General features: G+C 49.1%; 16 protein-coding genes. All 16 read right to left on the reverse strand.

What is annotated here, in order from left to right; translation table 11 throughout:
- Window positions 1-4: 4 nt before the first annotated feature.
- The 16 genes from K9N57_03975 to K9N57_04050 all read right to left on the reverse strand — a co-directional run bounded on the left by K9N57_03975 (window position 5) and on the right by K9N57_04050 (window position 24853).
- Window positions 5-1585 (reverse strand): tagaturonate epimerase family protein, encoded by a 1581-nt coding sequence (locus K9N57_03975; GenBank protein ID MCF7803325.1) that lies wholly within the window; start codon window positions 1583-1585, stop codon window positions 5-7.
- Window positions 1586-2006: 421 nt separating this feature from the next.
- Window positions 2007-3305 carry a TRAP transporter large permease gene (locus K9N57_03980; GenBank protein MCF7803326.1) on the reverse strand — a complete coding sequence of 433 codons (1299 nt, stop codon included), beginning with the start codon at window positions 3303-3305 and terminating at the stop codon, window positions 2007-2009.
- A 15-nt stretch (window positions 3306-3320) separates the two neighbouring features.
- Window positions 3321-3860, reverse strand: a complete 540-nt coding sequence (locus K9N57_03985) for a TRAP transporter small permease (GenBank protein ID MCF7803327.1) — start codon at window positions 3858-3860, stop codon at window positions 3321-3323.
- A gap of 2 nt (window positions 3861-3862) precedes the next feature.
- A complete protein-coding gene (locus tag K9N57_03990) occupies window positions 3863-4849 on the reverse strand; it encodes a TRAP transporter substrate-binding protein (GenBank protein ID MCF7803328.1) in 987 nt (328 codons plus the stop codon).
- A 70-nt stretch (window positions 4850-4919) separates the two neighbouring features.
- Complete coding sequence (gene uxaC / locus K9N57_03995; GenBank protein MCF7803329.1) at window positions 4920-6284, reverse strand: glucuronate isomerase; 1365 nt, start codon at window positions 6282-6284, stop codon at window positions 4920-4922.
- A 284-nt stretch (window positions 6285-6568) separates the two neighbouring features.
- A complete protein-coding gene (locus K9N57_04000; GenBank protein MCF7803330.1) occupies window positions 6569-7729 on the reverse strand; it encodes a GntR family transcriptional regulator in 1161 nt (386 codons plus the stop codon).
- Between the two features lie 362 nt (window positions 7730-8091).
- Window positions 8092-9540 (reverse strand): decarboxylating NADP(+)-dependent phosphogluconate dehydrogenase, encoded by a 1449-nt coding sequence (gene gnd / locus K9N57_04005; protein ID MCF7803331.1) that lies wholly within the window; start codon window positions 9538-9540, stop codon window positions 8092-8094.
- An 82-nt stretch (window positions 9541-9622) separates the two neighbouring features.
- Window positions 9623-10702, reverse strand: a complete 1080-nt coding sequence (locus K9N57_04010) for a sugar kinase (protein MCF7803332.1) — start codon at window positions 10700-10702, stop codon at window positions 9623-9625.
- A 76-nt stretch (window positions 10703-10778) separates the two neighbouring features.
- Window positions 10779-12029, reverse strand: coding sequence for a lactate racemase domain-containing protein (locus K9N57_04015; GenBank protein MCF7803333.1), 1251 nt, complete (start codon window positions 12027-12029; stop codon window positions 10779-10781).
- 355 nt (window positions 12030-12384) lie between these two features.
- Window positions 12385-12732: a cupin domain-containing protein gene (locus K9N57_04020; protein MCF7803334.1), complete on the reverse strand. Its 348-nt coding sequence runs from the start codon at window positions 12730-12732 to the stop codon at window positions 12385-12387.
- Between the two features lie 91 nt (window positions 12733-12823).
- Window positions 12824-16195, reverse strand: a complete 3372-nt coding sequence (locus tag K9N57_04025) for an SPOR domain-containing protein (protein MCF7803335.1) — start codon at window positions 16193-16195, stop codon at window positions 12824-12826.
- A gap of 253 nt (window positions 16196-16448) precedes the next feature.
- Window positions 16449-17279, reverse strand: coding sequence for a hypothetical protein (locus K9N57_04030; GenBank protein MCF7803336.1), 831 nt, complete (start codon window positions 17277-17279; stop codon window positions 16449-16451).
- 180 nt (window positions 17280-17459) lie between these two features.
- Window positions 17460-18005 carry a hypothetical protein gene (locus K9N57_04035; GenBank protein ID MCF7803337.1) on the reverse strand — a complete coding sequence of 182 codons (546 nt, stop codon included), beginning with the start codon at window positions 18003-18005 and terminating at the stop codon, window positions 17460-17462.
- Window positions 18006-18687: 682 nt separating this feature from the next.
- A complete protein-coding gene (locus K9N57_04040; GenBank protein MCF7803338.1) occupies window positions 18688-19236 on the reverse strand; it encodes a hypothetical protein in 549 nt (182 codons plus the stop codon).
- Window positions 19237-19331: 95 nt separating this feature from the next.
- The gene (locus K9N57_04045; GenBank protein ID MCF7803339.1) at window positions 19332-19835 is read right to left on the reverse strand and encodes a hypothetical protein; all 504 of its coding nucleotides are present in this window, start codon (window positions 19833-19835) and stop codon (window positions 19332-19334) included.
- A gap of 74 nt (window positions 19836-19909) precedes the next feature.
- On the reverse strand, window positions 19910-24853 hold the full coding sequence (locus K9N57_04050) for a T9SS type A sorting domain-containing protein (protein MCF7803340.1): 4944 nt from the start codon (window positions 24851-24853) through the stop codon (window positions 19910-19912).
- Window positions 24854-24946: the final 93 nt, after the last annotated feature.

Below are 24946 nucleotides of genomic sequence, written 5' to 3' on the forward strand. Positions count from 1 at the left end.
ATTTTTACTTCGATGTCAGTGGTTCAAAATGGCGTGCGAAATGGGACATGAGAGTTTCATAGTGCACATCTTCATACTCTTCCAATGTATCGAGAATCTTGTCCCGAAACTGGTAGTCGCCGCTGTCAGTCTTTTCGGAAAGAACCCGGCCAAAGCAGACGTGCATCACCTGGCGTGCGTCGACCTGCTCGTCCTCAAAAAGTGCCACCAGTTCGTCGTCGGAACATTCGTCACCGGCGGGAACTTTATTCACATTGGCAGAAACGTGATAGCTCCGTTTTTCCGTATCATAGATTTCTCTGGAGAAATCCCAAATTTCGCGGAACAGATCCGGTTTCACCTTGGCAATTGCCCGGAGTGCTTCCAGGTAGCTGGTGCCGGCGGTCTTCACATGGACATGTCCCATATCCAGTGAACCGACTACTTCGTATACCGAAAATTTGTCGCTGCCGGAGTGAACGCTCAGCTTATACGGCCCGTGCTTCTCTGCAATCTTCAGATGTTTTTTATACTCTTCCCGGAATTCGTCCAGATCGCCAATGTAATCGATCCCCTTTTCGAAGCGTCCCACAAACCGGGGTGCGAGACTGACCAACTCCACGCCGAGGCGCCGGAGTTCGTTCACTACCAGGTAATGTTCGAACGGCTGGGTGACGGACTCGGTTTCGTCCACGGAGAGTTCAATTTCACTGGGATGTTCGGGATAGTTCTCTTCCAGATAGCGCACCATTTTTTTGGTGTGCGCAATCACTTTTCCGTATTTGGTGAAGGCCCGGAGCGTATCTTCTCTGGACGGATTCAGCGAGAAGGTGCTGTCGACCTCGATGGTTTTGTCCGAGTAGCGCGTTATCGCTGATTCGTAATCGTCTTCCAATTCAGTCCAATTCAGTCCCTGGACTTCCTGTTCCAGCGTGGCGACCGGAAGCGTGTCAGCCTCATTATTGACGTGGTCACCCGGATCAATAGTAAACATGGTAAAGCCGGCCGCGATGGTATAGTCAATATCCTCCGGCGTTTTCAGATGATCGGCATCAGAACCGAATCCACCGGTGTAACCTTCTTGCAATACCGACCAGGTCGCCACATCCATTACCTCATCCGGCGTACGATTCGTTCGCTCCATCTCGCGAATGGACTGCTGGGCGAGTACCGGTTTGAGGTCGGTAATCTGAATTGCCCTGAGATGTGCCGGATTCGCAATGCCGAGCCTGTCGCCAAGGCCGTAAGAATTATTGATGCCAATCAACTGTGGGCTGGTATAATCGTATTGTTCCCGCATGATTTCGGCATTTGCATGGGAGAGTGGGCACTTTTTCAGCGAGCTGATATCATCGGCATCTGTGGCAATCTGTTCACCTTCATACTCACCGACAATCGCCGGTTCATCCTCAGGAGAAGCAAACCAAAGTGCCTTGACCTTGCCGTCCCTGGCGATAAACCAGTAACTGCCTTCCAGGGTATTGACAGACTTGGGATAGATTTCCCACTCGGCGTCGTCTTCCAATGCCACTCTGGTTCGTGTTGCATTGTCAACACCATCATCTGCTATTGATTTTAGTAAGTTTAATGAAAGCTTTTCCGCCATAGTATTTTCATCCCTCTTCGTATGTTAGGTTTATCATATGCAGTGAAAAATTCAAGTTTTGACTGTATAAGGTTTGAGAAAGGGTATTCCTGGATTACCGAGTAGATTTTCATAGAAACTGTAAAATGTGGCCCCACCATCCTGCACCATATTCCTGAAACGGCCGATTCTTTGCTCTGTAGAATCCATAGGATTATTCCAGAGGGTATTCAGGAACTCCCCTTTTCCCGGTATCAGGATGGTAGAGAGCCACTCATGATTAGAAGGTATCCCTTGAGTAAATCTGACTGAGTTATCGGAAAAATATTTAATGCTCTCCTTCACCGCAGACGGCATTTTCCTTCCCGTTCTGTTGCCTTCATGGGTATTCAAAGAATTTGCTCGATTCTTCGTTCAATATATCTCGCTTTCATTTAATTCGTTAAAACCCAAACAGTGTTGGCAACCACATGCTGATCCACGGGATAAAGGTGACAATCATCAGGCCAATAACCATCACGGCATAGAGTGGTAACAGCGGTTTCACGACCTTCTCGATACTCGTATTCGATATACCGGTCCCGACGAAGAGTACCGTGCCAACCGGTGGTGTACATAATCCCACGCAAAGGTTCAGTACCATCATGATGCCGAAGTGCACCGGATCCATACCCAATTGCTGGACCACCGGCAGGAAAATCGGCGTAAATATCAGCACCGCCGGGGTCATATCCATAAAGGTTCCAACCAGCAGCAGAATGATATTGATGATAATGAAAATAACGATTTTACTGTCCGTCAGGCCGATTAAGGTCGAGCTTACGGCCTGGGGGATGTTCACGTAGGACATTATCCACGACATGGCGATGGAAGTTGCAATCAGCATCATCACCATGGCTGTGGTGGATGAGGTATCTAACAAAATTTTCGGAATTTCTTTCCATTTCACTTCCCGGTAGATGAGGACTGCCAGAACGAAGGCGTACGCCACAGCGATGGCCGAGGCTTCTGTGGCTGTAAAATATCCGGCGACGATCCCGCCGATTACCACGACAATCATAAAAATACTCGGCAGAGCGTCAAAAAAGGCTATTACTCCTTCCTTCAGTCCGACGGTATCTCCTTTCGGAAACCCCATGCGCATGGAGTAAATAGCGGCAACCGCCATTAACCCTACTCCAACCAGAATCCCGGGCATATAGCCAGCGAGAAACAATGCAGCCACAGACGTTCCGCCGCTGGCGAATGCATAGACAATGAGGATATTACTCGGCGGAATGAGTAGTCCGGTCGTCGAGGCAGTAATATTCAACGCCGTACTAAAATTGAGTTCGTATCCTTTTTTCACCATGAGTGGAATCAGGAACCCGCCAATAGCCGCTGTGGCAGCGACTGCTGATCCGGAAATCGCGCCGAACAACATACAGGCGACGACAATCACATAAGACAGTCCTCCTCGCAGTCCGCCAACCATTACTTCGGCAAATCGAATGAGGCGGCGCGCAATGCCACCGTGGTTCATAATTTGTCCGGCGAGGATAAAAAACGGGATGGCGAGCAGTGCGAAGCTGTCCAGCCCCGTAGCCATCCGCTGGGCAATAGTAGTGAACGCCGGGATCGGATCAACGCTTACCAACATGGTAAACAGCGTTGACAGCCCAATGGTGAACGAGATCGGCACCCCGAGAATAAGCAGAACAACAAATGAAACTACTAAAACAATAACGCCAGTCAGTACCATATCCGGTTCCTTTGATTATTCGGTTTGAGAGTCATCCATGCTGCTTTGATTGATCGGTTCGAGTATGCGCGGTTGGTCCCAGAGCATGTCGCGTAATTCATCGGCAAAAAAGAGCCCGGAATAGAACATGATCAGTATACCGCTGACCGGTATCACCGAATAAACATAGCCCATCGGAACCTGCAGCGCCGCCGAAACCTGTCCCAGCGACAAGGTCAGGTCCACGATTCTCATACCACCGATCACCATAACTATAAGCGCAAAGATAAACACACACGCCTGGATAAACATTCTGGAATAGTGCCGGGCTGTCCCCTGAAATTTCTCGGCAACGAAATCAATGGCGATATGCATCTTTAGCCGGTGAGCATACGCCGCACCCAGCAAGGCCACCCAGATCAGCAGGTACCGGGCAAGTTCTTCCGTCCATGAACTGGGATTGGCGAGAATAAACCGGGTAAGGATCTGCCATAACACGTTCAGCACGTTCGCCGCCATCACGACGATCACGAACCATTTCAGTATGAAGTCGACTCCAGCAATAAATTTTTTCATAACTATTTCACGCTCCGGATCCGTTCGACCATTTTGTACATTTCGGGTCGTTCCTCGCTAATGGTTTGATAGAGATCTTCCACTTCACTACGAAACTTTTCCTTATCCGGACGAATAATTTCCACTCCGGCTTCTTTTACCTTTTCCAGGGATTCTTTGGTGGATTCGGCCCAAAGTTTTTTCTGGTGCTGAGCCGATTCGTTTGCCGCTTCCTGGACAATCCGTTTCTGTTCATCCGTCAGTTTATTCCAGACCACGGTACTGATAAGCAAAATGTCTGGTACCGCTGTATGTTCGTCCAGTGAGTAATATTTACAGACTTCATAATGGTGGGACAGATAAAAACTCGGTGGGTTGTTTTCCGCGCCATCGACAATTCCCTGCTGGAGCGCCGAATACAACTCTCCCCAGGAGATGGGCGTTGGTGAGCCCCCCAGCGCGCGGACCATCCGCATGGCGGTGGTACTTTCCTGGGTCCGGATTTTCAACCCGTTCAGATCGGCTGGCTCATGTACCGGTTTATCGACGGTGTAGAAGCTCCGGCTCCCGGCATCGTAAAAACACAATCCCCGCAGGTTGGCGTCCGTCGTCTTACGGAGAAATTCTTTGCCGATCTCACCTTCCAGCACGTTAAATCTATGTTCGTCATTGCGGAAAAGATACGGCAGCCCAAACACCTTAAACGTCGGCTCAAAGGACTCAAGCGGACTCGTGGAGACCTTCGTTATCCCCAGGCTTCCTATCTGTAACAACTCGATACATTCACGTTCTGAGCCGAGCTGCTCGCTGGGATAAATATCAATCAGCAGCGTGCTGTCAGACTTTGCAGCTACACGCTCGGCAAAAAAGACCATCGCCTTATGCACTGGATGGCTGGGTGCCAGCCCATGGGCCAGTTTGATACTTTCAACTTTGGTCTCCCCCTTACATCCCATCAATCCCACAACAATTGCGAGCATCACTAGCAAAATTCGCCACGAGTACCTCATTATAGTATCCTCTTCTGTTTAAATCCGGATAAGATGCCGCTGCTCGCCCAATCCGGATTTCGGGAATTGTCTATTTAAAGAATAATTCTTTGGGCCGATCGTATGACAGTGCTTTCACCAGATCAACTGCAGCAGATTCTGGCGCCTGACCCCGTTCAACAAAGCTGCCAACCACATTACACAGCGTCCTCCGGAACATCTCAGTTCTGGAACCAAAGGACAGCAGCTTCCGGGAATCGGTCACCATGCCAGCATGGTTTCGGAGAATATCGACCGAACCGACATACTCCAGATGCCGCTCCATACCAATAGGGCTGTCGTTCCACCACCACGCCATCCCAAGGCTCACGTTGGGGAATGCCCGGGCCAGCGTTGCCAGCGTTGGCAGATGTGTCGGATCAACACAATAGAGCACTATCTCCATCTGTTCGTCGAATTCGTTCAGAAAATATTTCAGATTCTTCACGAACTCGATATTCTGCGTGGAAAGATCGCCGCCGGAATCCGGACCAATCAACTCCCACAGCGTATCCCGATAATCCCGGACTGCACCGATGTGCAACTGTGTGACCCAGTCCGACTCAGCATTCATTCTGCCAAACTGTACCAGCAAATACGCATGGTAATCGTTGATTTCTTCCTGTGTCAATTCATTCCCGGCATATGCCTTTTCATGAATTGATGCAGCCCGGTCTTTCGAGACGTAGTAGGCATGCGGCTGCTCAACCCCGTGATCACTGGCAACACACCCGACCTGTTCAAAATATTTGTGGGTGGTTTCCAGCGCATCTAGCAGGCCAGATAAGGTGGACACATCCTGGCCAGTTGATTCCGACAGATCATTAAGTACATCCTTCCATTGGTCCGATTCAATCTTCATGGATTTATCAGGGCGCCAGGTCGGAAGAACTCTGGTATTCGTGAGTTCAGTTTTTGCGCGTTCATGATATGGGAGTGACGTCACCGGATCATCGGTGGTACACATGATTTCTACGCCCATCTCCGCAAGCAACTCCTGGGGTCGCATAGCATCGTCTTTTAGCTGAGCGGATGTCTCCTTCCAGATCTGCTCTCCAGTCTCAGATGAGATCGCCTCTTCAATACCAAACCGGCGCCTCAGATCAAGATGCACCCATTCATATACAGGATTTCCGATGAGTTCAGGCATAATGCGCGCCAGTTCCAGCCACTTGGTTTTATTGGGTGCATCTCCGGTAATCCTTTCTTCCGGGATGCCCCGTTTGCGCATCATTTCCCATACATAGTGATCCGTTTCCCCCTGAACTTCCCAGATGTCGCTCCATCCGGTGTTTTCAACGATTTCTGCGATGTCACCGTGGTTGTGCGCGTCCAGGATTGGGAGGTCTTTTACCTCAGTATACAATCTCTTTGCTGCCTTCGATTCCAACAGATAGTTTTCGTCAAAAATTGCCATAATTTACCACTCCAAAAGTTTTCTTAAATCGTGGGCCACTTGCCACTCGAACCCAGCGTTAACACATTTATGAATAAGATCCATTTCAATATTAAAAATAAGCTAATAAATATATGGAAATGTTAAAACGGAGATAAAATACTATTGCTAAAAGTTTTAATATGATCCCCTCCCCCGCATTGATGATTTTGCATCATCAATTATTCGTTTGCGAATTTTGTTATATTAGGTATACACAATAATATAATTCCTGATTGCTCAAATATTCAAGAAAATTCCGGCCGTTAGAAGGGAGACCGGGATCTGGAACGCCGTACCTCCTGTTCGTTTTTCTGCATATCCTGATCGGCGTGCTCACCACAGGATTCCCGAATAATCAGTTCTGGCTTTAAAATCGTTCGCACTTCGGGATTCTTTCCCTTAATGAGGTCAATGAGTTTATGTACGGCAAGTCGCCCGATTTCCTCCGTCGGTTGCCTGATTGTAGTAAGCGGTACGTTGCAGTAAGAACTCCGTTCAATATCATCAAACCCCACAACTGATACTTCCTCAGGGATTTTAATGCGCTTTTCATTCAATGCTTCCTCAAAACCAAGCGCGCCTAAATCGTTATAAAGGAACATAGCCTCAGGCAGGTGATCGCGCTGGGCAAATTCTTTCCCAATTTCGTATCCGGACTGATAATCGTTCCACTCGCCGCTATAGGGATACGTATACATATTTGTCCGGTCATAGCCGATACCAGCCTCTTCAACCGCTTTGACAAACCCTTTACGCCGAATATCGCCAAGAAGATTTCCGGTTTCGGCACTGACAAATCCGATCTCTTCGTAACCGTGTTCAATTAAGTGTTTCGTTGCAATATAGGCCCCGGCTTTATGATCTGTACCGACATGGTAGATATCGTCATCTGCCACGTAAGAAACCACGACATACGGGAACCCATCCTCATGGAGCGATCGAATTGCCTTGTTCGCTTTGTATTCGTGAGACATGGATGCGATGATCAGCCCATCCACCCCCATATCGAGATACCGGTTGATGAGCCGCTCCTCTTTTTCGAATTGCCCTGAGGAGTTTGAGAGTAGCAGACTGTAATCTTCCTCACTTGCCTGCATTTCAACACTGTGCGAAATCAACGAGAAAAAGGGACTCTTTAAATCGCTCAGCACCAGACCGATGGTATTATGCTCTGCAATGCGGGAGCGGCTGGATTTCTTCGCAACGTAGGTTCCTTTACCTACTCTGCTGTATAGGATATCTTCATTAATCAGATCGCTGATCGCCTTCTTCACGGTTATCATACTCACGTCGTAATTGTCCGCCAGTTCCCGCTGAGACGGAATCTTTTCTCCGATCTCATAGACATTTGTGTCGATCTTCTCTTTTATATTTTTGGCGATCTGCCTATACAGCGGTGTCGGATCACTAAAATCTAGTACCATACCCAGTTCCTTACTTTTATATAAAACCTATTATTGTTCTCATTCACTTATGGTCAAACTCCTCAAATGTTTGTGGCAGCGGAAGCTCTTAACATTGCTCATCGCTGACATTCCCGGAAAACAGCATTCCAAACGCCGGGGCAACAAGTATTTCCTCAATAGGTTACAAAATACTCAGAGCAACATGAGCATTATGCAAGTTCTGGGCGGATGGGATTCTTGCTAACTGGGATTAATTTACACAATTTTCCCATTCGTTCCAACATCCCATCCTTCTATCGTTAGCCGAGAGTCCAGAACCGGACTGCCCTCCCAACAAATCCGGTTCCGGGAAGGTCAGAGTCTGGCGGTAGATTTTGTCGTTATGCGTTATACGAGCCGGCAGTTGCGGGACCGCCTTCCCCGGTCCAATCCGTATGAAAATATTCACCGCGCGGTTTGTCAACCCGTTCATACGTATGAGCGCCAAAATAATCCCGCTGTGCCTGCAGAAGATTAGCAGGCAGCCGCTCACTCCGATAGCCGTCATAATATGCCAGCGCGGTGCTGGATGCCGGCACCGGAACTCCTGCAGTGACGGCCTTGGCAATGACTTCACGCCAGTGATTCTGCGCCCCTTCTACTGCATTCTTGAAATAATCGTGTAGCAGCAAGTTTTCCAGATCGGGTGTCTCTTCGAATGCTTCCTTAATCCGCCCCAGGAACTGGCTCCGGATAATACACCCACCACGCCACATCATGGCAATTTCACCGTAATTCAGGTCCCAGTCATACTCTTCCGCCGCCGCTCTGAGCAGCTGAAATCCCTGAGCGTAGGACACAATTTTGCTCGCATACAATGCATCATGGATGGCCTCAATAAACGCATCTTTGTCAACGTCCAGACCGGTTCCGGGTCCCTGCAACACCTTGGATGCATTTACTCGCTGGTCCTTCAGTGCAGACAGAAAGCGGGCAAAAACCGCCTCGCCGATCAGTGTAACCGGCTGCCCCAGGTCCAGAGAATTGATTGCAGTCCACTTCCCGGTGCCCTTCTGTCCGGCGGTATCCAGAATAAGATCCACCATCGGTTTTCCGGTTTCGTCATCGGTGGTGCCCAGGATATCTCTGGTAATTTCAATCAGGTAACTATCCAGTACTCCTGTATTCCATTCGCCGAAAATTTCAGACATCTCCGCCGGTTCGAGGCCAAAGGCCTGCATCAGTGAATACGCTTCACAGATCAACTGCATATCACCGTATTCGATCCCGTTATGCACCATCTTGACGAAGTGACCGGCACCGTTTGCCCCGACCCAATCGCAACACGGCTCGCCATCAACCTGAGCGGCGACATCCTGAAAGATTGGCTTAACATGCTGCCACGCAGCGGGAGTGCCTCCAGGCATAATACTCGGGCCATGGCGGGCGCCTTCCTCACCGCCGGAAACGCCAGTACCGATATACTTCAGGCCTTTTTCCTCCACGTACTTCGTTCGGCGAATCGTGTCCTCAAAATTACTGTTTCCGCCATCAATAATGATGTCGCCTTCTTCCAGGTGAGGCAATAGTTTGTCGATGAACTTGTCAACGGGATCGCCGGCTTTGACCAACAACATTACCCGACGCGGGCGCTCAAGCGCTTCAACAAAATCCTCCAGGGAGTGCGCACCGACGATAGTATCACGACCTTTGGCCGGCCCTTCGATAAAGTCATCCACCTTGCTTACGGTCCGGTTGAATACCGCGACAGAATATCCCTTATCGTTCATGTTGAGGACAAGGTTCTGCCCCATCACGGCTAATCCGATTAAACCTATATCACACTTCATTTACTACTCCTGCTTTTCCAAATATTCAAAGTTCACATCACGCGGACAGGGATTTTCATATTGTCCGTCACCGCGTAGCGCTCTATCGCTGCACTCTGGCGTTCCCTTCCCAGATGCTCCAGATCTGATCTTCGTCTGCGGCCTGGGAGTAATCGGTTTCCAGTGTAGTCACCAGTGCACCGTTTGCCCAGCCGAACTGGATCCACTTTTCCGAATCCCAGCCCTTGAGTACGGCATACAACATACCGCCAACGAATCCGTCGCCGCCACCAATCCTGTCGAGTACTGGTATTTCGCGGGGTTCAACCACATGCCAATCATCGCCAACGGACAGAATGGCTCCCCAGAGATGGGTGTTCGCGCTGACGACCTCCCGGAGCGTGTTTCCAAAGACGGTCGCATTGGGATACGATTCCTTTACCCGGGTAATCATGCCCTTAAAATTATCGATCTTATTCCCCAGATCTTCGCCACCGGCTTCCGGCCCCTCGATCCGCAGGCACAGCTGAAAGTCCTCCTCGTTCCCGATCAGGATATCAGAGACTCCGGCGATTTCGTCAAAGATCTCATACAGTTCGTCTTCCCGGCCCTCCCAAAAAGAGGCCCTGTGATTCAGGTCGAAGGAAATCCGGGTCCCGTACTTCTTCGCAGCACGGGCTATTTCCAGACAGAACTGTCCCGTATCTTCGGATAGGGCCGCAATGAGTCCGGACAGATGCACAATTTTCACACCTTCCTCGCCGAAGATACGTTCCAGATCAAAGTCATCAACCCGGAGTGTCCGGCCGACTTCCCCGGCCCGATCGTTCTGTACCCGGGGCGCCCGCATACCGAAACCGCTGTCTGCAATATTAATCTGATGGCGATAGCCCCACGGACCTCCCTGGTCCACTTCCGGTCCTTCGTAGTCCATATGGCGTCGCCCCAGATCATCTTTGATAAACCGCGCCATGGGGCTGTCCTTAACAAATGCCGTCAATACTTTGACGGGTAATCCCAGAAATGATGACACGCTGGCAACGTTCGATTCTGCGCTGGTTGCCTGTAATTTAAAATTAGTACTGTTGTGGACTGGCTGGCCGTTGACCGGGGTTATCCGAAGCCCCATGCTGGTTGCAACCAGTAACGAATATTTTGCGTCTTCCTTGAGTTTAATACTCATGCCTCTTGCTTTCCCTCCCGTGATTGCATTTGACAGCTAAAGTTGTTCAATTGTAAGTGCCACTCATGGCGTTGTGCTAATTCAATCGGTACAGCAGTTCTCCTGCTTTCGGAACCACCAGAACGTCTTCCCCATCTTTGGAGTGCCATTCTGCCAGATCGATTTCATCGGGATCCCGATATCCCAGGTTCGCCTGTTCGCAGCGCTCCTGTGAAATCCTCGTAGCGAGGGTGACCGTAATGCGGGGCTTCTCGCGACCGGTTGCCGCATCATATTCCCCGGCGCCCCGCAGATGCGTCGAATGCGCCAGTACACCCCAGCGCTTATCCCGGAATTTGTCCCACTGCTTCACAAAATAGTCCTTCACGTGATACCCTACTTTTTCGATTCTGTCGCCGTGGGTATACGAAAACTCAGAAATATGCGGTGCGTATAAGATGACCTCTCCGCCATCAGCGATCACCGGCTCCATCTTGTACATCCCCTTGGCACCGGTCCAGATATCATCATACATCTCCGGGATAATTGATAGCACCTGCCTATACTGGTGATCAACATACTTAATATGTGTCTTTGCCGACAGATCGGCAGCATCAGACCACGCCTTTTCAGGGGCATCCACGTATAGCCCTGCAATTTCTTCCCCCTCAACGACATAACAGATACTTAATTTCGGTACATCTATGAACGATGCCGCACGGTCGATCACCGCCCGGACCGGCGTATCCTTCGTCCCGATGATTTTTCTACTGGTAATCAGCGCACCGAGCCAATGGGTAAAGTCGATAACTTCCTGCCCGGAAATCCCAGGGAAAAAGTACTTGTTCCCACCAGAGAATCCCACGACCTCGTGCGGAAATACCGGTCCACAAACAACCACATAATCATAATCAAATATCATTTTGTTTAGACGAACGGGCACCTCCGTTTCCAACTGCCCGTTACTCAATTCAACGATTTCTTCCGGGCTGATGGTCCCAATGGTGGTAAAGGTGTCAGGTTTATCCCAGCGATGGTTAAATACGGTGACATTTTCGTACGTGGTGTTATACTCTTCAGCTGTTATGCCGAGGTGATTGAAGATCTGTTCGTCTGATATAGGCGGATGGGTGCCAAGGGCAATTAAAAAGTCGAGCGCAGCGGCTCGCTCCCCTAACACCTCATGTAGTTGGCGGAATAATAAATCCACCGGCCCACTCCGGGTAGTGTCCGGTATGAGGAACAGAATGCGTTTACCACTAAATTGATTTTGGTTGAAACTGTCTTCCAGAATACTTTTAATCTGTGATGGGGGTAGCAAACGATCTCTGGTCCCTTCATCGTGCATTTGATTCCCGATGCCCCTTCTCTGCAACACCTATCACATGCGGATAGTGAATAAATGATATATTCAGTATATTGTTTATACAATTTTAAGGATTTTCCAACGATTCTGCAAGAACAAGTTCGAAGATACTCTATCGGTTTAATCCAGGGAAAACCGGTTCAAAATTATGCGAAATATTATGTTTTCCCATTGTTTAACCACTGAATAAACAACACCTTCTATCGATGATACCCCGTAAATAAAATTCCAAAATACCAAAATATAATGTCCCTTGAGCATTTGCCGTATCAGGACATCTTAAGCAGGCATAGTGTGTATATCGAACGGGCGTCCTGGCTTCAGGTATTTCCCGTGATCACACAAAACTCTCTCTGGCCGGACTAAAAACATCGAGCAGAATACCCGCATCCAGGGATTTCGCTCCATGGTCAACATTTGGCGGGACCCGAAAACTGTCTCCCCGGTTTAGAATCTGTGTGTCACCTTCGATCGTGATTTCAAATCGCCCGGATTCCACGTAGGTTACCTGCCGGTGCGGATGGCTATGCACCGATCCAATCGCCCCTGCCTCAAATCTCGCCAGCACCATCATGATCTCGGCATCATAAGCCAGGATCTTCCGGTCGATTCCTTCGTCAGCCGGTTCCCATTCTACCTCATCACCTTTAACAAATGTTGTACTCCGTCCAATTGATTCCGCCATTTTTCACCTTATCCCATATTTGAATATTTTTATCTCCAACGACTAAATATAATGAATAGACTAAACTAATTCAGTGGCTGACGCGTTCGGGTTACTCGACGACCTCGGGAATTATGGTCGGTTCAATATTCGCATAGGTGCTCAGAGTCTGCCTGGCCTGTATTGCGGCTTCCAATGATGAAAACTGCTGTGTTCGGACGAGGTATAATCCAGTTTCCGACATAGTCTCAACGTTAAATGTGTATTGGGTTTGATTGGAGAGTTGCTCCTTAATCTCCACAGCCTGTGCATTCTGTCCGTATACACCAACCTGGACCCGATACGCATAATCGGAATCCAGCGAATGAAATGGCGAATCGATGATTACAAATGTATTCTCGTTGTCGACTACATTTTTCAACGAGCCGATCTGCTGGAATACGGATTGCCAGTTTCCCTCCGATGACAGGATAGTCCGGTATTGGGAATCTCCGGCGTATTGCTTTATGATGATATCGTCCGGAATATCAAACTGAATAGAATCAGCAAAATTCTCCGCAGCCGCTTGGCTGTTAAATGACCCCAGATGGACCCGATATAATAACGACGGCTCGAAGGGTGAGCAATCCTCCCCGACAAAGGCATCGTCATAGAGGCGTTCCCTGACCCGGGAGCGTAATTCCATAGCCACGCTCCGATTGCTAAACAGTTCCGAGAGGACGGCATAAAGCTCATACTCTTGATTATAGACAATCCGAAAATCCGAACCGAACAGCATCCCGGCGACCGACTGCTCCAATATGGCCTGCTCCCAGGAGGAAAACAATCCCACCTGCACAAAATATCGGCATCGTTCATCCTCTGGGGCTTCTTCTGTGATTCGCGGAGTCAGGGTAAAATCCAGCCCCTCTACGAAATCCCCTTCTGGCAGCGCTTCGACTCGAAAGGTTCGCTGTTGTGGGTTCGACTCCACTCCGAGGAACTGGAGCTGGGTTGAATCCACCGCCACCTGGTACTCTCCAGGCGGGACTTCCATTGCATAAAAGCTGCCGTCGGAAAAGGTGCGTAACGTCTTGTGAAAAGAACCGTCCGGACTATCCAGATGCATCCGGAGTCCTGCGACCGGTCTGAGTTGCTCATCCTGCCGGCGAACAACTTTTCCGTCGATGATTCCAGTGATAAAAAATGGCACGTCGATCTGTTTAAAACTGTTGGGATCGGTGACGATTGAGAATTCCTTAATCTTCGGCACCCATACCGGATTCCGGATCTTGGCCTCGTTCACCTCCAGATTATACCGACGATACGCCTGGAGCTGGGTCAGCCGTGAGACACTGTCACTCAATGTGAACCGCCCGGTAGCATTCCGGATGCGAATAGCATTAGACTGGATCTGTTCTTCCCCGGCATCGAAGGTTCCGGAATCGTTTCCATCCACGAACATTCGGATAGATGCACCGGAACGGCCCACCTGTTGCCGGTTATCCAGTACTACGGTGTTGTATTCGCTGTCGTACCCCACAGAACCCCGAAAATTCTGGGTGAAGATCGGCTCATTTCGGTTGATTCGCAACGAACTCGTGCTCCGGATTTTGTCGAAATCGTAAGAAAAGCTCAATTCGAATGTATTGTAATTCCCGGCAAGATTTCGCCCGAAGGAAAACCGAAACCTCCCCTCTCTTGAAATACTCTTGAGTACCTGAAAATCTACCTGCTCGGCTTTTCCGGCACCTGTCAGATAGGAAATTTCGGATCGCAGGTACATTCCACGGAAAAATTGTGGAAGATCAAACGCCCGGGGAATGGTCAGGCTGCCGGTCAGGGACAATTTCCCGGTAGAACGCCCACCTGGACTAAAGACATCCTGATATGACAGACGTAATCTGAACCGGCTGATGTTTGTGCTCAACAGAGAGCGGTATCCAAACTGATTGCCCACGGGATAACTCTGGAACCGTCCGGAAAACTGGGTCAAAAATCGCTGGTTTCCGATGGCAAACGGATAATATAAATTGGAATTCAGCTCGTGTTCGCGGCCGCTGAGATTCAGAATATTTTGATTGGGATAGTATGTATAATCCACCCGCCACCCGGCAGAGGATGGATAGGTGGCATTGGACCGTAGTCTGTAATAGTATCCTGGCGCAATATCCAGATTGACCAGGTACTGTAATCCAAGGCGGGTCGCCAATGAACTATAAAATATCGGCTGATCGTTATTTTCACCTTCCTGGTAGTCGATGCCGAACTTTCCGGTGAGGCGGTTATTCACACCGTACGCCGCATCCGTATGAAAGGTGGATCGGCGTTCAGCCCACGGGAGGTAAGTTGCCTGCTCCTTCCCCCCGGCTATGTTGTAATACAATTCACCGGGCGGCAAATAGGTAAAAGGCACCTGAATTCGGCGATCCAGTTCAGTTACACCGCCACTGGGATTGTAGATACGGAGGCTGAGATCGGCACTGCCGTAGGTCAGGGGAATAGTAAAACGATAGTATCCCTGGTCATCAGCCTTTTCGAAACCGATGAGCTGGTTATTCCGGTATAATTCCACCTCGGACTGAGGAATCGTATTACCATCAATTACGTAATTATCGTAAAGCCTTCGCGGCTCTATCGGCTCATTTGAAACCTTTACACCCGTCATGGCATTATTCAATATGCTTTCGGCGCTCACCTGACCAACCTCGACCGTTGATAAGGCAGGCTGGTTTCTGCGGACAAACCGCCACCGCATTCCGGACGTGCCGAATGAACTGGCATTGGATGTGTGCGCACCAATGACCGACCCCTGAAGATCGCCCGCTAACACCTCGCCTCCCAGACGCATGGTATAATTGATCAGATTTCCGTTCTGCGAAAACCGGGCAAAGGCAGAGTAGTCCAGAAAACCGCCATCGAGCAATTGCGGATTCCGATCATATAAAAGCGGATAATCCTCCTGCAGAATACCCCCGGTGCCTCCGGAAGCCTGGCTCCTTCGCCGGCTCCGCTGCTGCTGTGCCACAACTGGGACGGTACGCTCTGACTCCAGGTTTAACTCCAGGTGATAAAAATCCACGCTGAATTTGAGTCCGAATACCTCCTGGAAAATACTGGGTAACATATAAAAATCTGTTTCTCTCAAAAGGATATCATCGGCGGACAGCTGAATCCGCTGGTCACCGATTTGGGCATAATTTTGCCGGAATCCGATGGTATATTTGAGATCAGGCTCAATATAGTATCCGCTAACAGACATTTGCTGGATGTTCAGCTGGTAATTAATCTCAAGGAGGCTGAAGATCTCGGTAACCGGGAGATAAAACTGTTCATCTTTGGCAATGGCTGTAATTACTGTATTCACGGCTCCCTTATATCGGAAGGCGAGGTAGACCTCTTCGCCCTCGGAACCTTCGTCACCGGCGGACTGGGCAAACACGCCAGACTGCCCCAGTAGCAACAAAACAGCTAACACCCAGGTAATGTGTTTCAACGTCGACACGTGTTTCAATTCACTATCTTCTCAAGTTCATCATTCAGCAATATACTCAACCCTGTAGGTATTATACGTCTTCTCCTTTGCCGAACAGAACAAATTATCCCCGAAATTCCCGTTTTGAAGAAACAAGTATAATCAGAATGCAAAAATTACGCCTTAAAGATTATACAATATGTAATTTAGGATACTGATTTGAGTAAACTCTAAATGAAGAGGGTGTACAGGAATTTTGTACCAGCGATACAGAAAAATTGATTTATTGAACCGTAAATTTCACCTGTTTGGATACCGGGGGCGCCTGTACTATATCCTCCCGCGGGATATCGGCGCGTTCGGTTTTAAAGGTAATGGTCGCTGTATAATCGCCTGGCTCCAGCTCTGACGCATCGAATTCTAGCCGCCGGGCATCATCCACATAAATTGAAACAAATACCCGCTGGCTTAACACAGATTCCCGCGCGCCGTCTTTCACCTCCAGGTTCATCGAACCCAGGTAGGGCGAATTGCCCTGGAGGTCGACGTCGGCAATGGCAGCCCCCTGCCCCTCATCAATATTAATTTTTGCATCAGTAATATCGAGACCCGTAGAAGTTTTGCCAACTTTATAAAACAGGGTGGTTACCTGTTCGAATTGAAACGTAATTTGAGGATTAATCTGACCTTCTTCGGCCTGGCCCACTGGTGGGCTCTCCGGATTGGAAATGGTTTTAATGCGAGTCCAGTAGACGCCATCATTCAGACTTTTATTTGGCCTGACGGTGAGCCGTATCGTTTGTCGTTGCCCAGGCTCTAGGATAAAATTACGCGGAAATCCTTTGACGCTTCCGGCAATGGAATACTGCCCGAACTCACCGGAATCGTCATAGATCATCTCAATATTACCGGCGGAGTCGGCATCCGTATAAGCAAATGGGAATTCCAGAGAGACTTCCTGCTTGGAATTGGTACCATTCATTACCAATAAGGTGGCAAATTTCTGTTGGGAGTCTATGAACAAGGACGTGGGAGAAATTGAGACCTGAGCACTTAGTGGTGAATACAAGAATGTAAACGCCATAATAAGCAATAGTCGCTTCGCGGATTTCATAATATTCCCCTGATGGTTTGGTGACGATGCTTCAAAATGAGCAGGAAATGAAAATCACTGAAATTTAGGGACAGAATAATTTATTGCAATAACATTCTCAATTAAAAAAGACTCCCACAATAATCTAACCATAAATAGAATTGCGGGAGTCTTTTTTTGTGATATTGGCGATAAGGAAAATCAGTTATAAGATATGGTGAACGTAATTGGGGTACCGCCAGTGTTTGTAGTGCTCCAATTCCCCGTTTGTCCTGCTGATAAACTGCTCGTATTAATAGTTCTACCTACGTTTACTTCAAAATCTCCTGCCGCATTGGTACTAAATCCTAGTTGAATGGTGCTACCACTCGAAATTGTATTATCGTCTACATTAACGACTGTTGGAGTAAATGATAAATCCGAAAGAGTAGCATGTGCAAGAGTTGCATTACTAGGCGACCAACTAAAATTAACATCGGCACCATCCGTACCGGAAATTGTGAAATTACCGACAGACACAGAAGAGCCTGCCAATCCTGCGTTCGTGTGAGTAGGTGAGGAGGTTGGATCTATCGTGGCATCAGTCCCACCTTGTACATACCCAAAGCTTACATCCGTTACCGTCCCAAATGATAAACCAGTGAGTACATCTGCCCCTACTTCTAAATCTGCAGTTTGACCAAAAGTCACACTACCAAAACTCAATACTAGAAAAAACGCAATCGCTAATAATCCTAATTTTTTCATTTCCTTCTCCTTTATTTCCTAATTGGCTTATATCAACCGGATATGGAATCTTTCAACCACGATGTATATTTACGTGACAGGAGTTGTTATGTCAAGTAAAATTCTTCGGGAAATTTTTAGTTATTGGGCGTGTGACTGAAATCACACAGGATTCTGGTAGCAGGTGTTCAGGTTTGGAACAGGTGTTTCAGATTTGTACAGCTGTTCAGTGGCATTCTTCATGGAAATTTCTGTCGGTGACTCCCGCCGTGGCGGGATCGCCGACAGTTGACGTAAAATAGTCAGGTAATTCACCGCCACCGACGCTTAGATCGGTCGGCGGCGGTAGGAACTCCGGTCATCCCAAGGGATTTCATTCTATTACCAGTGGGGGGGCTTCTTTACCAGATTCCTCCGCTCCCCCTATGAACCGGGGTCGGTCGGAATGACTTATCAATTTTATCCTGAATTATTCATAAAACCTGGATAATGCATACTAACTAAAATATGAAAACCCTTTATGTTGAAACACATCATGCCTGTCCCGAGTAGTCGGGAGCGTGTCTCTACCCAAGGCGATTCAAATAGCGCGGGAGGAAGAATGGCTCCGGCTGTCAGTTTAAATCTTCCATAGTTTGACTATCGGAGTACCAAGTAGAGACGTTCCATGAAACGCCTCCCCCGCACTCCCATGGTCTCCAAGTCAATCATACTCCACCGTCAGAGTCACTGTTCCGGTATACCATCCAGGATTCACGTCTCCCACATACATTGTTCCGTAAACAAACACGAAAGCATCAACATCTGATTGAGAGGAAGATCTCGGATTTGGTGGTGGACCTGGCGGACCACCGGATTGTTTTTTCATACGAAACCTGGCTATATCACCGGGAACTATTGTCGCCGAACTAAAACTATAGTCTGGCCCACTGGCGCCGTTGTTTTGATAGGCCCAGCCTAAATTAAGTGGGATGGATTTACCAGAATTGCTCTCGTGGGTCAGTGAATCTGGAAAGTCCATCGTCACTATAACATCCTGATCAGGTTTTCCAGAAATCTTGAATACACCTACATTCCCATCGCCGGGATTGATGTCAATGGGACCCTGTCCCGCCACAATCTGCCCAAAATCCATATCTCGCACCTGTGACGCCGTAGCTTCATCCTCCACATAAATACTGAATTGAATGGTCTGGGGGTAGGCCAGGGTGGGAATGAGAATAATCAATATTATGCGTAAAATTTTGGGCATATCTATTTTTTCATCTTTCAATTATTACGTATCGAGTATTGCGTATATTAAACAAATGCATTCTATTTTTTACATATTACACAGTACGCAATACTCTAATTATACTCCACCTCAATGGCGCAGTCGCCGTCATATGCTCCGGAGGTGGCCTGTTCGATATTAATCCGGCAGCCGATCCAGACGTAATATTCCCCATCGTTACTCAGTGTAACTGTTGTGGGGTTCTCCTCCAGCGGGACCGAGGAACCCTGCTCATTCTCCGGATAGCCATTCAGACTATAGTATGCTGTCAACGAGGGCGCATCCGGCTTGGTCAGCTGGACCTGGGGCGTATAGGTCACCCGGATCTCCCGGTTTGGGCTGCCGCTAAACATGAGCAGTGCCGCGCCGCCATCCTGTCCGGGGTCAATGATAATTTCCCCCTGGCTCGGCTGTACCGATCCGATATTAAAGTCCGAGAGCGTCACCATGTCAATGGTTGCGACAACATTTGCACTCACATTCACAGACACCGACGCACTGCCTGGCTCGTTCCCCTCCTGCGCCACTATAACCAGCGGAAATAAAAATAGAATTAACAACAATTGTATAGGCTTCATCAAAATATCTTTAGCCAATTTACCATCTCACCGGGCAAAATAATTCCCGAGTTTTCAGTTTCAAGTTTCCAGTATCATTTTATTAGCATCAACTTCTGCTTCATCGATCTGTTCCCGGCCCGGACGACACAAAAATACAGACCGCTGGCGTTTGTGTCAGCCTCCCAGTTTATTTCGTGATAGCCGGCCTCAAATTCCCGGTTCGCCAGTGTATTGACCAGTCTACCGGTGAGGTCATATATCGCCACCCACGTCTCTGCAGATTCCGGTAACCCAAACCGCAATGTGGTCGATGCGTTGAACGGATTCGGATAGTTGGGATACAGAATATATGTCTCAGGGACAGTGGGATCATTTCCATACGGATCGATCTGTAGCTCAAACCGGCTCTGTGCGGCTGCGGTTTTCTTTAGAGACGGAAGCGTCGGCTTGGCAACAATCCGGTTTTTCATACGCACGGTCGACGGTTTTGAAAGCCCGTTTTCATGCTCAAAGGTATATGATGCCTGTTCGGACATATCTATGGAAACCTTCTTTCGCCGATCGTACAGTGTCAATTTCCACGCTTTCGGAATACTCCGGATGCTGGGCCATCGGAGGGTATATGCTGTATCTATCGAGGCTCCGTTCCGGAATCCTCCCACCCGGATCGGAATGCGCTGTCGCTTCGTCAGATCCAACGGCAAATTATTTATTTGGAGCGGTATTTCATTCGGACTCTCGGAGTACAATGATATATAAGTGTCAGTCAACGGTTCCAGGCGATATCCATCTCTGGGATCTTTGGCTATCTTACCATCATTGGAAAACATGAAAAATGCGGAGGCACTCAGGTCGTCGGCTGCCAGATTGAATTTTATGTGCGGTGGGGGGCTTGCCGGTTTGTAGAAAGTCCCGCCTGTGGTTTTGGCCGATTTTTTAACCTTGAGTACCGGATCGGACGCATTCGCTTTCACCCAGAATCCCTGGAAAGGCGCTATAACGCCGTCACCCAGCAGACTGTCACCGAGATTGCCGATACTGCCGTTCCAGACCCGGTACTGGGCGCTGTCGATATTGGGATCCCAAACGTAAATAGTACTGTCGATGTTTGTTTTTGTCCAGGTCGCGGCATCATCCCAGTCAATAGATGCGCCGAACGGATTTCCAATGAGATTCCAGCCGGTATCGGTGACCGTAGTATAAATGCTATCGGTATTAGCAGCGGTGGTGTATGTGACGCCAAAATCGAATTCACCGCTACTGCCTTCGTGCTCCAGTCCACTCACATCAATGGTATCCGGCAGCGGATCCGAATAGGCGGAAATGGTATCGACATTCCCAAAGAAATATACAAAATATCCGGTACCAGACAGCAGGGCGTCCGTATCAGCTTCGGGTTTGCGCCATCGCTGATTTTCAGTGCCGGGATAGGTCTCGTCATAGTACAGCACGGATGGGGAACCGTTCGCCGAATCCGATCCGGCATATCCCTGGGTAAAGATATTACCGAGGAAATCCGAATATGTCGTCTGAATCGGGGACGACAGCATCCGCCATCCTTCTGCTCCGGTGATTTCCCGGCGAAACCGGAGTGAGCCGGCTCCCACGGTTTTCGTATTCGCAACGAGTTCCCGGTTGGGAAGCATGTCCAGCACTCCGCTGTTAAGCGTCAGGGTTTGGGTGACCGTTACATTTGTATCCACCGCAACACCCGCCGAATTATCTATTTCCAAATTCTTCATCTGGGAGATATTACTAAAAGATTGCTTCATCGTTCCGTTGAACAGCACCGATGATGTACTAATACTTATTGACAACGTGCTGGCAATATCGCCGCCGAATGTGATGGTACTGTTATTCCCGGCCAAAGTCCCGCTGCCAGCGATATCATTGAACAGGACTAACTCAGAACCGGATTCCATGGTCAATGAACTGCCTGGGAGGGACAGCAGAGAAAACGCATCCAGGTAATCGGTCGCCGTTACCCCGCCGGTTGTTTGAACAATCAACGAATCCGTTGTCAGCAGTCCGGTGATCTGTTGTGAGGAGCTGCCATTCAGTGTCACCGTTGAATTACCGGCATTCAGGTTGGCGATCGAAACATCACCTCCGAGGGTGAGGGTGCCGTTGTCCACAATCAGTACTCCGTCTCCGGAGACATCTTTCTGCACTGTCAGTGACCGGCCCGGCTCCAAGCTGACATTTGCCCCGGATTCCACGTGCAGAAAATCCAGAATGGGGTCACTCGTATCAACCACCGGAAAATTGTTTCCATTGACCGGATTCGACGGGATAATAATTGCCTGGCCCGTGCTCGGCACCATGCCCAGGCTCCAGTTACCTGCGTCTTCCCAGTTATAAATCTTTGAACCACCACCTCCGGTACTTTGCCATTCATTATATTCGGTAATTTCCACCACCGCCTGATCGGCAATGGCATATCCACCGATAGTTCCGGTGATTGTTGCGGTTTCTATATTCGTCGAGGCCGTCAAAATAGCGGTATAGGTTCCGTCACCCTGATCTGTCACTCCGCTCAGACTCCCGGCCGATGTACTGAGTGAGACACTACTATTGCCGCCCGTGATCAAATTATTTCCGTAGATGTCAATAAGCTGGACGGTAACCAGTGTCGTGTCTGTCCCGTCATTTTCGATGAACCGCCTGCTTGGCGAGATAGTTGAATTTTCAGTACTCGCCGTATCGGGCAGGACAGTAAACAGATTACTCTCCCCGGTCTGCAAACCAATTGAATTGGTGGCGGTCACCCGGTAATCCCCTGCACTGGTTATAGTCAACGAATGCCCTGAGAGCATACCTGAAGCAAACCCCGGCGTCGTTCCTCCACCGGAGCTGATAGTCCCGGAGGATGTAAGGTCTACCGTCCCGGTGAAACTGGTATCGACATTATCGTTGGAATCCAGTGCGGTCACCTGGATATCGAACGGAGCACCTGCCGTCAACGTTCCGATAGTCCCGCCGCCGGCGCTATCGACCTGAAAATAGTCCAGGGGACCCGGTACGAAATATATCATGGGATTTCCGGTGATTATTGAATCGCCGTTTACCGTAGCGCTAATCTCGGTACTTCCCACCGACGTCGGCGATTGTACCGATTGAGTATAGGTTCCGTCACCATGATCCGTCACCGAGCCCAGCAAACTGGCGCCGGGAGAACTAATGCTTACCGTCACTCCTCCGCGCCCCAACACATTCTCGAATTCGTCTTTCAGAGTAATTGTAATGAGTGAAGTATTCGTACCGTTGGCTATCAGAGTCGACGAATCCGCCGCTATCGTGGACGTAGTAGTATCGTAGGCTGCCGCTTCAACGGTAAACGTATTGCTACTGCTGCTTATGGTTCCGCCGGTGTCCGTTGCAGTAATCGTAAATTCACCTGTCGTGTCGAGAGCGACTTCATGTGACGATAACACTCCGGCAGAAAAATTCGCGGTGCTGCCGGTACCGGTTATTAAGTTCCCATTCGATGAGATACTCACCCAGGTATCGTAACTGTCGCGGTTTGGTCCACCATCTAAAACATTTCCCTCGCCATCTAGTGCGGTAATTTTAAGGAAAAAGGATTGCCCGGCTACCTGCCCGGGAATCGTATCACCTGAAGCAATTTCTATGCTAAACTTCGACAGCTTCCCAGCAGCGGATATCACAAACGGATCGCTCTCAACCGATGATTTCAGTACACTATTATCATCAACCGCCGTAACCCGCTTTGTCCCTGTCTGGTTGAAGGTAACATTGGAAAATATTGCAATCCCGCTACTGTTCGTATTTATACCCTCAGCATTACTGATCGACCCACCACCCGTAGTCAGGTTTAGACTAATCGGATTTCCGGTTTGGCTCACGGGATTACCATAAAAATCGACTATCTGTACTTCTATCACCGGAGAAATCACAGCATTTCTGGCCCCGTTGCTCGGCTGTACGGCAAAAACTAAGCTATCTGCATCCGCGGGAGAAACAGTAATAGTATTTGAGACGACCGACTGAAGCCCCGATGTCGAGAACTGGAGATCTATCTGTTCAGCTTTCGTATAGTGTAAATCCGTATATGTTACCACGCCTGAAGCAGCTTGCTTTACTGTGGTACCCTGCAAGGCTGCATTTCCGGTGTTAATTGACGCCGTGACCTGACTTGAGTTATCTCCGGTCACCGTATTCCCGTAGTCATCCCGGATCGTAAGCACCGGTTGCTGGGTAAAGACAGTTCCGGCAACTGCCGAAGTACTTGGCTGGGTGGTCAGGGCCAGTGTAGTTGCCGGACCGGGCACCACACTGATGGTGCCGGAGTTGACAGGCGTCAAATCGGTAACACCTGCCTGTATTTCTGCGGTTCCAACGATATTCCCGGTGAGCACAGCACTTTTATTGTCCCCGGCGGGTACCAGATCACCGGAAACAACCCCACCGGTAATATTCACAAGCGACCAACTTTCAGCAGCGATATTTTGTAAAAAATTCCCGTACTGATCTCTGGAAACAGAATAGACAGTAATCGAGTTCCCGGCAGACAGATTTTGAGCGGGGACCACATCCCCACTCCCATCAGCGCTGGTTTCAACCCGCACTTGTGTGGGATCGCCTGCTACCATCCCCAGATCGCCATAATTCGTGGTTCCGCCAGGTCCGGAAAAGCCGGCATTCTTAATATAACCGCTATTGGGAAGCGTTCCCCGGGTGGGGCGAACCCGGAAGCCGGAGAAAGTTGCCTGGCCGGGTTTTGTTGGTCTATCATTACTCGTATTCGTGACTTCAAATGTAATTTTGGTGGTCGTCCTACTCACAAAGGAAATTTGTAATTGGGTCGTCGCGTTTTGTCCGGGTGCAAGGGTCACCGTGACGGAGGGATCGGTCCCGCCGGTATCCCATTCGAACCCGTTCGGCAGCACGAATTCTATGGTACCGAGGGGCAGCTGTCCCGCGGTAGTTTCGGTGATAACCGGACCGGATAACGTCGTGAACGTTCCGTTGGCATTATCCGCAGAGATCGCCTCCCCACCTGTTGCCTTATCCACAGTCTGTGCATGAAGGAAAAGGGGGAAAATCAGCAGGGCAACGCCCCATATGTACGATTTCAACCAGTGGCGGTTCATATCTTTCGATTTTAG

It is taken from the genome of Candidatus Neomarinimicrobiota bacterium (genome assembly GCA_021734025.1).
In the GTDB taxonomy this organism is placed as follows: Bacteria; Fidelibacterota; JAANXI01; order JAANXI01; family JAANXI01; genus JAANXI01.

Excerpts from the sequence above, each read along its gene's own strand:
- K9N57_04030 (MCF7803336.1), bottom strand. The coding sequence starts at position 17,279 with ATGAAATCCGCGAAGCGACTATTGCTTATTATGGCGTTTACATTCTTG.
- uxaC (MCF7803329.1), bottom strand. The coding sequence starts at position 6,284 with ATGGCAATTTTTGACGAAAACTATCTGTTGGAATCGAAGGCAGCAAAG.
- K9N57_03975 (MCF7803325.1), bottom strand. The coding sequence starts at position 1,585 with ATGGCGGAAAAGCTTTCATTAAACTTACTAAAATCAATAGCAGATGAT.
- K9N57_04000 (MCF7803330.1), bottom strand. The coding sequence starts at position 7,729 with ATGGTACTAGATTTTAGTGATCCGACACCGCTGTATAGGCAGATCGCC.
- K9N57_04035 (MCF7803337.1), bottom strand. The coding sequence starts at position 18,005 with ATGAAAAAATTAGGATTATTAGCGATTGCGTTTTTTCTAGTATTGAGT.
- K9N57_04045 (MCF7803339.1), bottom strand. The coding sequence starts at position 19,835 with ATGAAGCCTATACAATTGTTGTTAATTCTATTTTTATTTCCGCTGGTT.
- K9N57_04010 (MCF7803332.1), bottom strand. The coding sequence starts at position 10,702 with ATGAGTATTAAACTCAAGGAAGACGCAAAATATTCGTTACTGGTTGCA.
- K9N57_03980 (MCF7803326.1), bottom strand. The coding sequence starts at position 3,305 with ATGGTACTGACTGGCGTTATTGTTTTAGTAGTTTCATTTGTTGTTCTG.
- K9N57_03985 (MCF7803327.1), bottom strand. The coding sequence starts at position 3,860 with ATGAAAAAATTTATTGCTGGAGTCGACTTCATACTGAAATGGTTCGTG.
- K9N57_04015 (MCF7803333.1), bottom strand. The coding sequence starts at position 12,029 with ATGCACGATGAAGGGACCAGAGATCGTTTGCTACCCCCATCACAGATT.
- K9N57_04020 (MCF7803334.1), bottom strand. The coding sequence starts at position 12,732 with ATGGCGGAATCAATTGGACGGAGTACAACATTTGTTAAAGGTGATGAG.
- gnd (MCF7803331.1), bottom strand. The coding sequence starts at position 9,540 with ATGAAGTGTGATATAGGTTTAATCGGATTAGCCGTGATGGGGCAGAAC.
- K9N57_03990 (MCF7803328.1), bottom strand. The coding sequence starts at position 4,849 with ATGAGGTACTCGTGGCGAATTTTGCTAGTGATGCTCGCAATTGTTGTG.
- K9N57_04040 (MCF7803338.1), bottom strand. The coding sequence starts at position 19,236 with ATGCCCAAAATTTTACGCATAATATTGATTATTCTCATTCCCACCCTG.